This is a genomic window from Algibacillus agarilyticus, from assembly GCF_003286125.1.
Classification (GTDB): Bacteria; Pseudomonadota; Gammaproteobacteria; order Enterobacterales; family Alteromonadaceae; genus Algibacillus; species Algibacillus agarilyticus.
Genome location: NZ_QMED01000021.1, coordinates 74,267 through 91,293 on the forward strand (window position 1 = coordinate 74,267; position 17,027 = coordinate 91,293).

Genomic DNA, 17,027 nt, shown 5'->3' on the forward strand with positions numbered 1-17,027 from the left:
GGCGTTCATTATTTTTTTGTGTCAACACAGCAAGCTGAACACAATAACTATTTCAGACATTGCTAACTGGAGAAAAAGAATGAGCAAGACCCATTTATATTTAGCCCGACCCATAGGGATAATGTTAGGGGCGCTGTTAACCACCACTTTGCTGAGTGCATGTGGTTCAAAAGACACATCGCCGGCAATCGACATTAACGAGCCTGCCGTTTTAACAACACAAACAACACAAACAGCACAAACAATACAAACAATACAAACAACAGACGTGTCGCTTGCGGGGCAATGGGGATTTAAAATTGATCCGCATAATAAAGGCGTAGATGAACAATGGTATGCCAACACGTTAAATAAAAGTGATTGGGATCGAATTGCGGTACCGGGTGTATGGGATAGCTACGACAGATACAATAACTACACTGGCACCGCTTGGTATCACCATGCGTTTGTGCCCAGCTCAGCATGGTCGGATAAACAAATTCGCTTGGTTTTCGAAAGCGTTTATCATGATGCTGAAGTATGGCTAAACGGCCAGTATTTAGGTGAAAACAACTTGGGTTTTTTATCATTTAAATTTGATGTAACCAGTGGTCTTAACTATGACCAAACGAACCATTTGATTGTTAAAGTAAACAACCGATTTAAACGCGGTGCAGTATGGAATTGGGGTGGCATTCGTCGTCCGGTTTCGCTTGAAATATCACCTAAAACACGCCTTGAGCGGGTGTATGTTACCGCAACGCCTGATCTCGATACAGGCACCGCAACGTTAGATATAAAAACCAAAGTATCTAGTCTTGAAAGCGCAAAGCCATTGTCGGTTAACATTCGTATTATGCGTGAAGGTGAGTTGGTACTTGAACAAACGCAAGGGGCGACCCAAGCTGTGTCTTCTGTTGGTGAGGCGATTTTTAATAATCATTTTAATCTTACCGCAGAGCAAGTTGCATTATGGCATTTTAACCACCCCAATCTTTATCATGTAGAAGTGGATTTAATCCACAATGATAAACGCATTCATCAACTGACAGACCGTTTTGGCATTCGCAAAATTGAAGTCGACAAAAGTGCGTTATATTTAAACGGCGAACAAGTGCGCTTAACCGGTTTTAACATGGTGCCTGAAGATAGATTTGACGGTAATGCCTTGCCTTTATCGCGCATAAAAGAAGATGTCGATTTATTAAAATCGCTAAACGGCAACATGGCGCGTTTATCTGGCCCAATTTTACCTAAAGAGTATGTTGATTATTTAGATGAAGTGGGCTTTTTGTTAATTGAAGAAGTTGGCTTATGGGGTAAAGACAGGTTAGTTGATCCAGACCATCCATTACCTAAAGAATGGTTACGCCGTTTAATCGATGATCACTATAACCATCCTTCCGTGATTGCATGGAGCGTGGGTAACGAAATTGGCGATCTTAAAAAAAATCCTAAAGTGCTTGAGTATGTTTCAGGGGCAATTGAACACGCCAAACAATTAGATCCGACCCGGCTTGGTGTTTACATTTCTTATTCGGCTGACTATCAAAAAAGTGATCCAACTCAATTTTCAGATATTGTTTTGTTTAACAAATACAGCGATCACGAAGCGCGCTTAAAAGTTGTACACGAGTATCACCCAAACAAGCCTATATTCTTTTCTGAAATAGGCACTAATCTAGATGGGGTAGACCCTAATGAATCCATTTTAGATCCCGAATTGTTATTTGGATCGTTACGCAAATATCCATACTTAATAGGCACCTCTCACTTTGCCTTTAGCGATTATCGCAGCGATTGGATAGACGATAAAGCGTCGTGGACCACCGATTATTCGCAAAATAGAGCATGGGGTGTATTAACGTCTTACCGTCAAAAGAAACGTTCGTTTAAACGCATTCAAAATTTTAATGCGCCAGTAGAAACCATGGAATTAATCGCGCAGGAAAATGCTTTTAAGGTAAAAATAACTCCAAGAACATGGCAAACTTTTCCGGCATTTATTATGCGCGATTACCGAGTAGCATGGGCGGCAGAAAGTGCTGAGGGAACCTTATTAGATGCTGGCGTTATTGAGTTACCTAAAATCACCCCTGGCGATAGCGAGCTTGAACGTTTAATTAACACTCGGGTCGATTTTGCTAGATTAACCGTGAGCTTGTTAGATGCTTCTGGTTTTGTATTAAAAGAAGTCGCGCATTACGCACAGCTACCCGCAAAAGCTAAAGTGAAGAGTGTGTTTTCATCGTTAGATATTTTACGCGTAACCTTTGAAAAATCGCCTCTTGCAACCGAGCATCAACTTGTTGCAATCAAACCAGATGGCACTAAAGTCATGGGTAAAACAACCATTAATGATTTTGCAGAAGTGAGTGGAATTGAATCGGGCGTGAATTATCAGCTTGAATTACATGCCATAAATGCTTTGGGGCATTCTGTGGTTGAGTTAGGTGCAGCCACCGCATTACCAGATGAATTGCCGCCGATAATTTGGGCCGTTAAAGGTAAAAAAGATGCCTTTCATATTGGATTTTCTGTGCACAGAAAAGATTTTCGATACGAAATTGAATATGGTTTAGCCGCAGGCAAATATACTGAAAAGTTTTTACTCAATGTGCGTGGTGCCACGCGTATACCGGCAATTAAAGCGGGTAAACCGCATTTTTTCAGAATGCGTCGCTTAGTAACCGGCAGTGTGGATAGTGAGTGGAGTGATGAATATCGGGTTGAATTACGCAGCGACCAAGGTATTTTGCCACCTAACAATGTGGCCGCGATTAAAGCAAAAGACTACCTATTGTTAAAATTAACCCCAGTTGCGGGTGCAACGGGTTATCGTGTAACCGCCACAACACCTAATGGCGAAATAACGCACGACACCACTTTAGCTTATTCAGAATACATTATTGTGAATGATAAAAATTTGCTAAATGCGCCCCATTTGCGCATTGCCAGCATAGATGTGGCAGGGGTAGTAGGCCAAACCGCACCGGTTATTTTATATGAGTAAGGTGGCTAACTTGAGCTAATGTTAACTCGCCCTTCACGTGGTTAATTCAGATGGTTAATTCAAGTGATTAAATTAACCCTTGTTGGGCTGTGTTGGGCTGTGTTGGGCTGTGTTGGGTAGTGTTTGCGGTTAGTTGAGGTTAATAAAGTTCGGCCAAGTATGACAATACAGCTCATTTTTATTAAGTGAGCTGTGCCTTCAAGTCACTGGAAAATACTGGTTCACTGAGCCGGCTTTATTTTGAGTACGCGTTTTAATAAGGCATCAATGGCAAAATAGATTGAAAAACGCCAATCATTTATGGCTTAATAGATTTTTGATAGCCACTTGAATTCGCATAATTAATGCTTGCGCCTTAAGCTTTATCGCTTGAGTTGGGCGAGCATGCAAATACCTAATACTTATGGAAACCCAATGACAACAGCAAACCTGAATACAGACAAAAAAAAGAACAACCCGCTTATCGAACTCATATTTAATATTGTGGTTCCTTCCGTTATTTTAATGAAATTGTCAGGGCCTGAGCATTTAGGCACAGTGAATGGTTTGCTAGTGGCATTGGCCTTTCCTGTTGGCTACGCACTGTATGATTTTATTAAAGTTCGCTCGTTAAACTTTATTTCGTTATTGGGTTTTTTAAGCACGTTATTAACGGGGGGCATTGCATTATTTGAGCTCGACGTAGAGTGGTTAGCCATTAAAGAGGCCGCTATTCCTGCCACGATTGGGGTTATTGTATTACTGTCTGGCTTTTTTAGTAAGCCGCTATTAGCCAAAGTATTACTCAATTCAATTCTGTTTAAACTAGACGATATATATGATGCATTAGATGCAAAAAATAATGCAGAAAAATTTAAGCAAAAAATTAACCGCGCAAATCATATTTTAGCAATGACATTTGCCTTTTCTGCCGTGATGAATTACGTGTTAGCAAAATGGATAGTGACTAGCCCTGCCGGCACGGTTGAGTTTAATGAACAGCTAGGTGAAATGACCTTTATCAGTTACCCCGTCATTGCGATACCTTCAACATTAATGATGCTTGGCATTTTTTATTACGTTGTTAAAGTGATTACGCAATTAACCGGATTAAAATTTGAGCAAATGCTGAAAACGGATTAATTTCCAAAGCGAGTCATCATGGCATTTAAATTAAATAGAGTCGCCTCGAAAGAGCCCGTTACGATGAGTGTCCTAACGCGGTAAAGCGGGTTAAAACAGGCTCGATACCGCAGACTTCAATTAATCAAATGATCCCAGGTAGGGTGCTTTAGCGACGAAGTGGCGTAAGGCACCATTATTTAATACACAATATGTAGGGTTTATCGATGACAGTCCTGCATGAGACTAAAGTTTAGGTGGTTGGGTAGACTCTAATGGAACTGGTGTTTATTCACTGACGCTAGCAGATGACTATCATGTTTTGACTCTTACTTATGACGATCCCACTTCAACATTGACGATTTCTGAACTATGTAATTGCAATTAACGCATGTGATTAAGAAATTACATTCTGTTCTATTTTTAGTTTATTTATGAGGTTTTTATGAGGGGTTTTTGTGTTTTGCTTTTGTTTTTTGCCTCAAATTCAATAGCTTGTTGTTATAGCCAAAAATTATCAAATATTTTTGAAGCTAAGTTGATTGAGTCAAGAGTCATTAGTGACCTCGGAGGAGGTGTTAGTAAATTAAAATTTAAATTGATAAAAAATCACTTTGGCCAAGCTCCTCTAATTTTTGAAGAGACAATTAATGATGACTTGGAATATGTAGTTGGGAACCGTTATTTGGTATCAACATACCATTCGGGGCAGCATCTTAGGGGGAAGTTGTTACCAAAAGAGAAATGGAAAGATGGCCTCTTGAAAATTCATTTTGCATTTGCTGTTCAACCGATTGGGTCTATTAAGTCTAACGTTATTTTGAATAACTTAGACAAAACCAATGGCGTTCTGTGGAGCACAGACTGGCGGTATGCACAAATTGAGTTTTCTAAACATTCTAAACCATTTTTGTCAGCAAATTGATTATCTGCAACTATCTGGGGCATCCACTTTAAGAAAAGACAAATTTAACCGATTTTGGCTGCATTCTGTTTGATAAGTTAGTTGGTTGATCGCGTTATTTATTCACGTTTCTGGTTTTAAATACGCGTTTTAGGCGTGGCTATTTTCATCATTGCTGATGCTCTACGTTTTTGATTGTTTAGGTTGGTAAATTTTATATTACCTAAGTAAAGCGGGTTAAAACAGGCTCGATACTGCAGACTCCAACTAATCAAACGATCTCAGGTAGGGTGCTTTAGCGACGAAGTTGCGTAAGGCACCATTATTTAATACACATTGTGTAGGGTTTCTAGCTTTCCGGCTTACGTCGCTTCGCGCCTAAACCGGTCTACAACATGGTTTGGTTGTGCTCATTTTAGCTAGGCCTAAACTAATCAAACGATCTCAGGTAGGGTGCTTTAGCGACGAAGTGGCGTAAGGCACCATTATTTAATACACATTATGTGACGTTTCTAGCTATCCGGCTTACGTCGCTTCGCGCCTAAACCGGTCTACAACATGGTTTGGTTGTGCTCGCTTTAGCTGGGCCTAAACCATCATTTAAATAAGTCCATTTTGATTTCATCACATTGGCTTATTATTCACTGTAAGTCAGCTCTTAAAAAAATCATCAAGACCGCTACGCTAAGATGTAGCAATTTGAATAACCATAAAAACGATTAATTCTACAAGTTCGTTAAGTTGGTATTCAGGTTTTGGTAACATTATAACGTTATGGTGCTATTAACTCGGCGAGTGTCCTAGATAATACGAACAAACTCTGGGCTGCTATTGAGACATGTTCGATAAAGTTTGTTATTAATGCTTGCTCCACACTATCTACGCCTCCAAAAAAACACTCACCATTTCCACTGATTTTAAAGTTTAGCGATTTATCAATCTCTGCTGGCATTGTGCTGACTAGCGATAACACACAGACTTGTGTACCATCGCGACATTAATAATACCGGCCAGATAAATTAACAAGGGTTTAGGTATTAAACACAAAGGAATTAGTTATGACACGTTCGGTTGGAGCCTGGGTTACGCTTGTTTTTATATTCTCATTTATCATCACGCCAAGGCTAGCCATGGCAGATGCTGATTTACCTTTCGAGCGTTTTTTAACGGCTCATCATAAAATGTTACTTTTATTAAATGAGACGCCAGGTCATGATCCACTAGATAATAATGTACACGCTGCCCGTAGTTACTATTCAATAAAGCATTCTATTTTTGATGAACTGATTCATTTGGCTGAAACGCAATCTGAAACTACCTCGAAGCGTTCATTGTTAGCCGTCACCACATCTTTTGTAAATTACACAAAAAATGCAAATTTGCATCGTGCGGATTTACTCGCGTTTGTTGATCTTGCTGAAGAATTATTATTACTTGAAACTGAAAAATCAACACCCGAACAAGGCTTATATCAATTACGCGAGTTGGTTAAATCGACAAATAAAAGCATGTTGTATTTTGGTAAACAATATAGCTTGTCAATGTCTAAATTAGGAAAGAGTCGAGGGGCGAATGATGAATGGAAAACGTATATTAACGCTTTAAGCACACGATATAACCTTAAATCTATTAAAAAACATTTAAAATCTGAGCCTATTCTGCATAAAGATAAAACGCGTGGTGCTAATTTAGTGGCGACCAAAAAAGACGAACTAGCAACCGTAGGGCCTAAAATAATTTGGGGTAATAACATGCCCGATAAAACGGTTGTGTTGACCTTTGATGATGGTCCGCACCGATTACGCACCGATAAAATTTTAAATACCTTAAAAACATACAAAGTAAATGGTTACTTTTTTGCGGTTGGTAAAAATTTAGGCAAAATTACCGTTGATGCCAATGGTAACGAAATTATCACGGTGCATAAAAAGAACAAAAAAGTGATTAACCGAATATTAGACGAAGGTCATGTGCTGGCAAATCATAGCTTTTCGCATGGCGTGTTAACTAAATTAAATAATGCAGAGCAAAACCTAGAGCTGGAAAAAACCAATAAATTAATTAAGGCGGTCAGTTCGTTCGAAAACCGCTTGTTTCGTCCGCCTTATGGCTCAAAAAATAGTGAGCTAGAACAAAATATCAAACAGCAAAATATGGATGCCATCATGTGGAATATTGATTCCTTAGACTGGTCAGATCCGATACCTGAATCCATTGCGCAACGCACATTAGACATTCTCAAGAAAAAACAAAAAGGCATACTCTTGTTTCACGATATACATAAACAAACGGTTGCTGCGTTACCCTACATTTTAGAAGGGCTAGCTAAAGAAGGCTTTAAGGTGACCACGCTTGACGGTACCGCCTTTAGTTTAACAAACTCAGGTGTGCCTAGCGTACCTGAAGCGCCTAAACCTAAATTATATAGTAAAAGCTGGGCTGTGGTTATTGGCGTTAACCAATACCAGCATTGGCCTAAATTAGATTATGCAGTGGCTGATGCAAGCAGTATCGCAAATAAACTACGTGATGACTTCGGCTTTAAACCTGAACATATTATTGAACTTTATGATAAAGATGCGACACGAGACAATATAACCGAGGTACTAGGGCATACCTTAGCTGATCCTAAAAAAGTGGGTAATAACGACCGTGTCTTTGTATTTTACGCCGGGCATGGAGCCACAAGCCAACTGGCTAACGGTGGAAATTTAGGTTATTTAATTCCCGTTGATGCCGAATTAAATAAGTTTTCAGTTCGTGGAATCAGTATGAGCCAGCTTAATGACTTTTCTGCGCTTATTCCGGCTAAACATGTCTATTTTGTTATGGACAGTTGTTATTCAGGTTTAGCGTTGACACGTGGCGTAGGGGCACAAAATTATAATTATTTAAGTCATATTACAGGGCGATCGGCTCGTCAAATTATCACGGCGGGTGGTGCCGACCAAGAAGTGGCAGATGGTGGACCCAATGGTCATTCTGTTTTTACCTGGGCTTTTTTACAAGCACTTGAAGGAAAAGCCGATACCGATAACAATGGTTATTTAACCGCATCTGAAATTGGCACTTATGTCTCCCCTGTTGTTGCGAGTTATGCTACTCAAACGCCCGCGTTTGGTAATTTGATTGGTGGTCAAGGCGGTGATTTTGTCTTTGAACTTAAAACGGTAAGCGCGACTGAAATTAATCGTCGGTCGATACAAGAAAAAGCCCAACGCGTGGCCGCTTTAACGGCCGTGCAAAATGATTTAATGGCAGACGTAAGTCGGCAAATTGATTTAGAAAGAGATCACGATTTGCAAACGGCGAATCAAGATAATGATTTAGACGCAAAATTAAAAAGTAACAAGCGAGTAAAAGAAGCCTATAAACTCGATGCGCAAGCTTTAAAACTATTACGCAAAAATAAACTAAATGAAGCTGAAGCTCTTTGGGCGCAAGCCGTTAAGTTAAATCCATATAATGAAAATATCGTTAACAACTATGGTTACGTACTTGATAAACAGGGTAAACATGGCGATGCGCTGATTTGGTATTACAGAACCGTTGAATTAAACCCGCGTCGCACCCCGATATACCTTAACTTAGGCGACTTAATGGTAAAATTAAACAACCCGATGATGGCTATTTCGTATTACGAACGATACTTACATTTATATCCATCGTATAAACAGGCAAAAAAATTACGAGCGACGATTAAAGCATTAGCTGAATAAATGTCGCTACTTGAATTTGCAATAATAAGTTGGAGTCGTGTGGGATAAGCATCATTAACCTACCGATTTAGCTCGGCGCACGGCTTGTTCCGCATAAGTCTTTTCACGTCAATAATAGAATTATAAGCTTTTATTGACGTGTCCGGTTAATTCAACCACAACACTGACGAAAGTAAGTGAATTTGATACAGGTAACCTGATAACTTCGCGTTTGAATAAAGGCGTAGCTAAACCGACTCGGCTTGATAACCGTAATAGGGTCTATAAAGATGAAAACGTGATGTACACAGCACAGAAAAAAGACGAAAGTAACATAATCCCGTCGAATAACGCGCTATTAATTACGGGTTTAATATTGAAGCCAGCTTCCTTTAAAAAGCAATTTCCTATAGCATTAAACATACCCATTTAAAGTTGGGCGAAGGCATCAGCTTCGTTCAACAAGGCATTATGCGATCACACACTACGTGACGCATGAATGCTAAACGTTATATAACTCTCAGGATCGAGTAGTGCATAAATTCGTTTTTATAATAAGTATTTTATTAATCGCGTTTGGACTAATTATGTTCATCGCCGATTTCTTGCCTGTAGATATGTTTAATAGAGGCGAAGGCGATGTGTATATTAAGGTAGCATCAGATGATTCGTTTCCATGGTCTCAATATCGTCTATATGCTCTGATTATAGGTTCTATTTTGTTGGCTGTTTGTATGCGCAGAGAGTCGCTTTAAATGTGTTTTTAGCTCAATATTAATATTGCCCTAGATTTCACATAGAAGCGCAATTTAGAGCTTAATTTTAATGATTTTTATGAGCTGTTTTTTCTAAAAGAGAAATTCTACAGGCTCGTTATCAATACAAAGCATATGTCATTAGAGTTGTTCGAATTAAAAAGAAGTAGGCCGGGTAAATTACTTTTATATATTAACAGTGAGCAATATTACGATCTTGTCGATATTTTTGAGTTATATCACTTAAAATCTGGAATAATCATCGACCCGTATTCAGATACTAAGTTAAATTCTGGTTTAAGTGTGTTCATTAATTGTGTACTGGAAATAATGGATTTAAGTAATAACATTAAGCCGATTCAACAAGAATTCTTATCTATATTACAGGCAGCAGAGTCCGAGAATAGAAACATCATTTTTCTTGGTGGAGAGTACTGCTAACAGTTGGCTCAGTTTCGCTCCGCTACACATTTTAGCCAACAATTATCATCAGCCCCTTATGCGAAAGGCTTATTTATGCCTGTCCTGCACGATTTTTGTCACAGTGTCATGCCATTAAAAATTGGATTGTAGTCGAGATGAAAGTACTAATTTTAACTTTGGGTACGCAAGGTGATGTTCAGCCTTATGTGGCTTTAGCACAAGGTTTAATAAATGCGCAGCATCAAGTTGATATTTGCACATCTGTTTATTTTGAAGACTTTATTAAACACCATAATATTGATTACCAATATATGAACAATGATTTTGTTGAACTGATAAACCACAAATGCAGTAAAACCTTATTAAATAGCCACAGCTCTATTTTTAAAAAAATACGTAGCCTGTTTACACTGGCGGCGTTGAGTAAAAAGCTTATGCCGCGTATTTTTGAAGATACATGGCAAGCCGCCCAAAATACACAACCCGATCTGATTATTGCGCACCCTAAAGTGCTTTCGGCGAGTCATATCGGTGAGGCGTTAAATGTGCCGCTTATTATTGCTTCACCCATACCCACTTTTGAACCAACCGCTGCTTTTCCGTTAGTGGGACTGCCGCTATTATCGTTTTTAACGCCTGCCCAATCAAAGTGGTATAACAAACTTAGCTATAAATTAACACGCAAAGCTCACCATGTTTTTGATCAAAAAATAAATGCATTTCGTAAACATAAATTGGGGTTAGCCCCTTGTGATCCCAAATCATCACCCACAACAAACCACCTTAATCAACCCATTACGCATTTGCATGCTTTTAGCCCTGCGGTGCTCAAAAAACCGGATGACTGGCGTAAACACGCCCATGTAACGGGCTACTGGTATTTAAAAAACAATCCCAGCTGGCAAGCCCCACAAGCATTAAGCAACTTTATTACGGCTAACAAACCACCTATTTATATTGGCTTTGGTAGTATGGCGGGCAGTCATGCTAAAGCGTTAGGTCACCTTATTGTGCAAGCACTTAATAAAACCAAAAGCAGGGCGATCATCGCAACCGGCTGGGGAGGAGTAGAAATTGATCACAAGGATATAAATGATCGTATATATGTTATTAAATCTGCGCCACACAATTGGCTATTTCCGCAAATGGCCGCAGTTATTCACCACGGCGGAGCTGGCAGCACCGCCGCCGTATTAAAAGCCGGCAAGCCCTCATTGATTTGCCCTTTTTCAATGGACCAACCTTTTTGGGGCAAACAAATAGAAAAACTCGAAGTTGGCTTAACGCCGATACACCAAAAAGATTTAACGGTTGATAATTTAGCGGCGGCGATATTGACGTTACAAACAAATCAATTAATTATAAAAAACGCTGAAAAAATAGGCATAACGATTAACACAGAAGACGGTGTTAAAAATGCGATTGAAATAATTGAACAAACGGTGAGTTAATATGCCCTACCAAATAGCCGTTTTTACCTCCAATTTTCACCGATTTTGTTAGGTGCACTGCTAGCTGAGATAATTCTGATATTAAAAATACGTCAAAATTTAAACTGGGCAGTGTACTAGTTTATTGATGCCAGTTTATTGATGCCTGTCCCACACGGTTTATTTTACCTAGTGAAAACATCTTCATTTTTTTCATAATTACAAACCTTAACATTAGTGTCATTTTTACTATAACATGCAAAAAACAAGAAATCACCACTGTTAACAGTTAAATTTCGTAATTTACAAAGGCTTTCAACTAAAATATAACAAAAAAACACTAATATAATCATAAAAACTATAAGCAGTTCATAATGTTAAGTTTTAGCCTAAAAAAATATTAAGCAGAAAAAAATTGTTAATTTTTTAGAATAATTGACTGAAATGAGTGATTTTTGAATGATATGAACTTGCGGAAAGATAAAAGTGAATAAACAATTCATTCACTTTTATTACAAATTTCTAAAAAGACATTTTATTTAAGAGTTAAAACCCCTAATTTATAAGGTTCTCCCCCATAAGTACCATCCAATGATTCACCTGTATCACCCTGAAAAACAAATTGCAGATTACAGGGGTCAATTGTCAGATATTCATCATATCCGGAGCGGATCATTTCACCATGGCTAATACCATCAGCCCATTTGTTGCTGCCCCAATCAACATTAGCATTGCCAGCAAACGGATTAGCTTCGGTATCAGCAAGCGGCTCCCACGGACCATCTAAACTGGTTGATGTCCACGAACGGAAATATCTTGGACCATAACCCGGTGTGCGATACGCTTCCACTAGTAATAAATACTTGTCTGTACCATCTACCTTGTAAACGTTGGCGGCTTCAAATAAAAAGCTATTGCCGTTACCTCGGTGATCTTCCATTACAATTTCGTAGCCATCAAAATATGGGAAGTTTTCGCGTGACGTTTTTGATTTATATAAAACACCATCATCTCGTGAGAAAAATAAATGACAATCTGTGTCATCACAAATCACCCAATAATCCAATTCCGGCTTGCCTTGCTCAATTGGCGGACCGTTGCGTAAAAAGTCCTCTCGTCTGCTCCAGCTATTGACATCAGTAATGTCTGTCGTTGTTGAGAAACCACGTCCCCACTGAGTGAAGTTATACCACTTTCCATGAGGTTCATAATAAAAAATTTGTGGTGCGACTGTATTACCGACTGTTGTGCCATGCATCGGATATTGGGCACTTGAGTCAGCTTCAGCCCAGTCAGAAAAGTTTAAATAAACGGATTTCCAGCTACCATCATTAATGGTCGCCCACACATGAAATTTGTTATCATAATGAACAACAGACGGGTCTTTAATACCATAGGCTCCATTATTTGGCGAAATCAGTGGTGCCGAAGCTTGCCATGAAAATTGAGTAGGCAAATCACAGCTTTGTTGCTGGTTATTGGTATTATCCTGCTGGTTTTGGCTGTTATCTTGCTCGTTAACCAATACCGCTTCCTGCTTTTTATTACCGCTTGATATACATGCGGACAGGGCGACTATACTGCTGATCGCCGCAAGCGACATAACCAGCTTATTGAGTTTCCTGTTTTTCATATTTATTCTCCAGTTGTTATTTGTACTTTGTCATTCAATTTGAAATAGTCAAAATCAACATATCCACCCTTGCGCTCAGTTGCATAATTGAAAAGTGCAAACCGGTAGCCCATAAAATGGCTAAGTTTATATTTCATCTTCAGCGTATTACCGATAACTTGCCAATGCTTGCCATCCAGACTGTAAAAAAATTGTGCGAGATCGCGCTGATTGGTGAAATCTCCGACAACGCGCAGCCAAACGTAAGTTTGACTCAGTGCAACCTGCTCAATAACCTGATGATCGCCATTTTGATTATTAATCATCAGTACACTGAGTTGATCATTGTGCTTTTCAATACCAACCAGCCCATATTCATCCTGCAAGGCTGCCAACCCTGTATAGTCACCATTTTTCATTCCGCTTAGTTCAAGCTTTATTGTTGCACTGCTTTGTGGTCCAAACATTCGTTGAGTTAAGGTATTAGGGGCTTCAAACAGGTTAGTAACAACTTTATCTGTGGTTAAACGCAAATAGCCAGGACGTTGTTGCAAAGACCAAGCGCTTTCAATAGGGTTATGATTCCATTGCCAGACTAAATCTAACTCAGCTTGGTTGAAGTCATCAGAACGAATTAAGCCGTGAACGCTATTTGTACCATAAGGCAGTGCCAACTTTTCAGCCCGAGGACTGATGATTGGCCAGCCATCGCGCCATTCAATCGGCACTAAATACGGGATACGGCCAACGGCTCCGCTATCTTTAAACGCATATAAATACCAATCACCGCTAGGGTTACTGATATATTCCCCTTGCGCTATCCCCTGATTCTGAAAAACAATTTTACCTTCATAAGGTCCTGCAAGCGTGCGTGACCTATGAATAATTTGAGTTCTTGGTTTGCCTCTCGGCCAGCAAATGTTTGAGATATAATACCAGCCGTTAATTTTCTGAATTTGGGTACCTTCGGCCTTTAAAATAAAGTCATCTCCGGCTACCGATGCCGCATCCTTGATAATGGTTTTTGCAAGGCCACCAGCTTTAGCCTCGAACAAATCAGAATTGAGTTCAACTATTTTAATATCTGCATGACCGTAAGCTAAATAAGCTCGACCATCGTCATCTAGTAATAAAGAAGCATCGTGATATAAAGCATCTAAAGTGATTTGTTGCCACTGACCGTTTTCGATATCTGTCGTTGTCCAGATATAAGTTTTATTTGTTGTGTAAGAAAAGGAGGTAACATAAAACACACCATTCTTATAATTAATGCTACTCGCCCAAGTACCTTTACCGTATGCACTATTTCCATTTAAATTAAGAGCGGCACTCTTATCGTCTAGCGCCTGATGAGCATAATTAATCACTTGCCAATGCAATAAATCATCCGATTTCATAATAGGTACCCCCGGATTTAAATGCATTGTAGTGCTGCTCATGTAGTAGGTGTTATCCACCCGAATAACAGACATATCAGGGACATCAGCCCAAATATTAGGTTTAAATTCAACAGTTGAATTAGCATGTCCAGAAAAACTAGAACTTATCGCAAAGCTTAATAGGATGCAAAGCGTTCTGCATCCTGATAAAAATGAATTCATATCGAGACCAATATCAAAGAATAAACAATTAAAGGGTGGCTATTTTGCTCATTAGAAACGAAAATAGCCGAATATATTACTTAACTAGCAGTAGCTGTGTCGTCAACACAACCTTGCGTTCCTTTAGCTAAAGGGGCAATACGAGCTTCTGCGAGGTGAATTTCGAGAGAGTCTGCCGTCGCCAAAGAAAATGGCCAATCTATCTTACTTAAATCAACGCCTTTCATTGACAAACAATTTAACGGGACTGGTAAAACAAACCATTTGTTACGTGGTGCTTTTTTTAAGCTGTCAGAAATATCGACCTGCCCACTGCAATCTTTGCCACAATTCACCTTAAAAAAAACTTTTTGCGGAACCTTTCGAGAAATCACTTTAATTGCTATCGCATATTCAGCCGAATTTTCATAATTAGACAAATCCACAGGGCTGCCAACAATAGTCGCATTAATTTCGCCTTTTTCTTTACGTTACTTTAACTTTAATGCTGAGGAGATTTCTGGGTCATCCGCATTTTCAATTTTCAAAGCACCGCTAGCACTTTGGCCACCAGTATCCTCAATTGGCTTCCACCAATTACCATCTCCTCGGATCACCCATCCCCAATACCCCGGTGTTTCACCATTTAAAAAATAAAAGAAATTAGTGTTAATTTTTTCTTGAGCAACTACCGGAAACCCCAAACTCATAAAAATCAGTATCAATATACATTTGTTCATTTTATTATCCTTTTTAATTAACAAAACGTTTACCAATTTTAGCTATTAATACATTATAGTCAATATGAATATTAGTATTTTGTATGATAAATTTATTTAATGCTATCTATAAAGGTATTAATAGTTAAACGACCCGTTTTCGGGTTATTGTCAGGTTGAAATTCTTTTTCAATGTTACCCGAATGTAATAAATTGCAGGGGTAAACCACAAGGCGGTTAAAAAAGTATTAATGCAGTTCATCGGGGACATATATGGTCACTCCGATTAAGTCAAGCTATATTGCCCACAAGACTATCGGGGACATATATGGTCACTCCGATTAAATCAAGCTATATTGCCTGTTTTTTTGCCCGAAAATAGGGGTAAATCATTGAATAAATTACATATTTCTTTCTTACTAAACTGGTTTTATGCTTGGTAAAGTAACGGTTTCTTGACATATATCCGGCGTCTTGATGGCTTTAAATGCAGCCGCGCCCTAATGAGTTCCTGAATAAGGATGTCTTATTTGCCTTTGCAGGCATAATGCTTCTTCGACTCGTTATTATGCGTCTAGAGCAGCTGTCCCGGCGAGGTTCCAAATAAGACAAAACCGTTTAAATCATCAATACATATAGTACCGTTTAGCCCTTAAATGAGTGAGTGGTTTTATTTCTTAAATTCTACGTTTTTTTTGATTAAGCACAGGCCTTGTTTATGTCGAAATCTTGCTTATATGCCATGACTGACCAAGTGATACGCGCAAGTTTATTCGCTAATGCCACAACCGCTTTACAACCGTGCATACGGCTTTTTAGTTGCCTTGCCCAGCGATGTAATGAGGTATCTTTTTTAGTACACCAATTCATCACCGCTCTTGCGCCCATGATAAACAACCGCCTTAATGTGCTATTCCCGCGTTTGGTTATTTTACCCATTCTATTTTTATCACCACTGGCATGCTGAGAAGGGGTTATTCCTGTCCAAGCAGCAAACTGCCTACCGTTTTTAAAGGTGTTGGCATCAGTAACACTGCCCATGATCGCTGAAGCGAGTACAGGGCCAACACCAGGGATTGTCATTAAACGTTTATATTCTTTTTTATCTTTAACCAAGCTATCAAGCTCTTGTTGAATTGCGTCAAGTTGTTCATCTTGATTTTGTAAATTTTGATAAAGCCGACGAATGATTTTGCGGGCTGTCGCCGTCAATTCCATTTCATTACACTCTAAAATAATAGGGATTTCATTCATTAATGCGACACGGGTTCGCGGTACGACAACACCATACTCCGCTAATAACCCCCGTAATTGATTAGCATCACCGGTGCGTATTTTTATCATGCGCTCTCTGACGCGCTGCAATGATTGAATATCTTGTGCTTCAAGTGATTTAACTTCTATTTTTCGAATGGTTGGGCGGAAGAATGCTTCCGCGATAGCCAGTGCATCGTTGCGATCGTTTTTATTGCCTATCACAAAAGGTTTAACCGCAAATGCCGGGAGTAAAGAAACTTTATGGCCTAGCATTTTAATTCTGCGCCCCCAAGGGTTAGAGCTATAACACGCCTCCATTGCAACTTGAGTGGGTTCGTGTTGGCGAAGTTCGTGTAACAAAGCAGAGCGTTTCACTTTTTTGTTAAACAAAACGTTTCTGTTTTCATCTAAGCCACAGATTTGGAAAATATTCTTTGCTAAGTCAATACTAATTACGCTACATTTCATGATGGTCACTCCACAGTTTGATTAATGGTTTTGTCGCTTACAATCATGGCACATTATGATGCCGAATGTGGAGTGACCATCTCAGCAG

At 39.2% G+C, this 17,027-nt stretch carries 11 protein-coding genes; 5 read left to right on the forward strand and 6 right to left on the reverse strand.

The genetic code is table 11. From position 1 onward, the window contains the following. The first annotated feature begins 79 nt into the window (after positions 1-79). From DPX34_RS15440 to DPX34_RS15480, 5 genes are all read left to right on the forward strand, one after another. The gene (locus DPX34_RS15440; protein WP_111979346.1) at positions 80-2,992 is read left to right on the forward strand and encodes a glycoside hydrolase family 2 protein; all 2,913 of its coding nucleotides are present in this window, start codon (positions 80-82) and stop codon (positions 2,990-2,992) included. Positions 2,993-3,406: 414 nt separating this feature from the next. Next, positions 3,407-4,114, forward strand: coding sequence for a VC0807 family protein (locus DPX34_RS15445; RefSeq protein ID WP_111979347.1), 708 nt, complete (start codon positions 3,407-3,409; stop codon positions 4,112-4,114). Between the two features lie 442 nt (positions 4,115-4,556). Beyond that, a complete protein-coding gene (locus DPX34_RS15450; protein ID WP_157964751.1) occupies positions 4,557-5,018 on the forward strand; it encodes a hypothetical protein in 462 nt (153 codons plus the stop codon). Positions 5,019-6,055: 1,037 nt separating this feature from the next. Further along, a complete protein-coding gene (locus DPX34_RS15460; protein WP_111979350.1) occupies positions 6,056-8,716 on the forward strand; it encodes a polysaccharide deacetylase family protein in 2,661 nt (886 codons plus the stop codon). A gap of 1,312 nt (positions 8,717-10,028) precedes the next feature. Further along, entirely contained in the window at positions 10,029-11,324 is a 1,296-nt protein-coding gene (locus tag DPX34_RS15480) for a glycosyltransferase (RefSeq protein ID WP_111979354.1), read from the forward strand. A gap of 514 nt (positions 11,325-11,838) precedes the next feature. Here DPX34_RS15480 and DPX34_RS15485 read toward each other — a convergent pair. The 6 genes from DPX34_RS15485 to DPX34_RS15505 form a co-directional block, all read right to left on the reverse strand. Further along, the gene (locus DPX34_RS15485; RefSeq protein ID WP_111979355.1) at positions 11,839-12,936 is read right to left on the reverse strand and encodes a glycoside hydrolase family 62 protein; all 1,098 of its coding nucleotides are present in this window, start codon (positions 12,934-12,936) and stop codon (positions 11,839-11,841) included. 2 nt (positions 12,937-12,938) lie between these two features. Continuing rightward, positions 12,939-14,516: a glycoside hydrolase family 43 protein gene (locus DPX34_RS15490; RefSeq protein WP_111979356.1), complete on the reverse strand. Its 1,578-nt coding sequence runs from the start codon at positions 14,514-14,516 to the stop codon at positions 12,939-12,941. An 80-nt stretch (positions 14,517-14,596) separates the two neighbouring features. After that, the gene (locus tag DPX34_RS15495; RefSeq protein WP_332872830.1) at positions 14,597-14,968 is read right to left on the reverse strand and encodes a putative glycoside hydrolase; all 372 of its coding nucleotides are present in this window, start codon (positions 14,966-14,968) and stop codon (positions 14,597-14,599) included. Between the two features lie 18 nt (positions 14,969-14,986). After that, a complete protein-coding gene (locus tag DPX34_RS15500; protein ID WP_111979358.1) occupies positions 14,987-15,235 on the reverse strand; it encodes a hypothetical protein in 249 nt (82 codons plus the stop codon). A 92-nt stretch (positions 15,236-15,327) separates the two neighbouring features. Further along, a complete protein-coding gene (locus DPX34_RS22395; protein ID WP_369122241.1) occupies positions 15,328-15,444 on the reverse strand; it encodes a DUF6445 family protein in 117 nt (38 codons plus the stop codon). A gap of 469 nt (positions 15,445-15,913) precedes the next feature. Then, a complete protein-coding gene (locus DPX34_RS15505) occupies positions 15,914-16,939 on the reverse strand; it encodes an IS110 family RNA-guided transposase (RefSeq protein ID WP_111979359.1) in 1,026 nt (341 codons plus the stop codon). Between the last annotated feature and the right edge of the window lie 88 nt (positions 16,940-17,027).

What these genes read in the sequence shown, in the direction of transcription:
- DPX34_RS15505 (WP_111979359.1), bottom strand. Translation starts at nt 16,939, where the DNA reads ATGAAATGTAGCGTAATTAGTATTGACTTAGCAAAGAATATTTTCCAA.
- DPX34_RS15440 (WP_111979346.1), top strand. Translation starts at nt 80, where the DNA reads ATGAGCAAGACCCATTTATATTTAGCCCGACCCATAGGGATAATGTTA.
- DPX34_RS15445 (WP_111979347.1), top strand. Translation starts at nt 3,407, where the DNA reads ATGACAACAGCAAACCTGAATACAGACAAAAAAAAGAACAACCCGCTT.
- DPX34_RS15480 (WP_111979354.1), top strand. Translation starts at nt 10,029, where the DNA reads ATGAAAGTACTAATTTTAACTTTGGGTACGCAAGGTGATGTTCAGCCT.
- DPX34_RS15490 (WP_111979356.1), bottom strand. Translation starts at nt 14,516, where the DNA reads ATGAATTCATTTTTATCAGGATGCAGAACGCTTTGCATCCTATTAAGC.
- DPX34_RS15485 (WP_111979355.1), bottom strand. Translation starts at nt 12,936, where the DNA reads ATGAAAAACAGGAAACTCAATAAGCTGGTTATGTCGCTTGCGGCGATC.
- DPX34_RS15500 (WP_111979358.1), bottom strand. Translation starts at nt 15,235, where the DNA reads ATGAACAAATGTATATTGATACTGATTTTTATGAGTTTGGGGTTTCCG.
- DPX34_RS15460 (WP_111979350.1), top strand. Translation starts at nt 6,056, where the DNA reads ATGACACGTTCGGTTGGAGCCTGGGTTACGCTTGTTTTTATATTCTCA.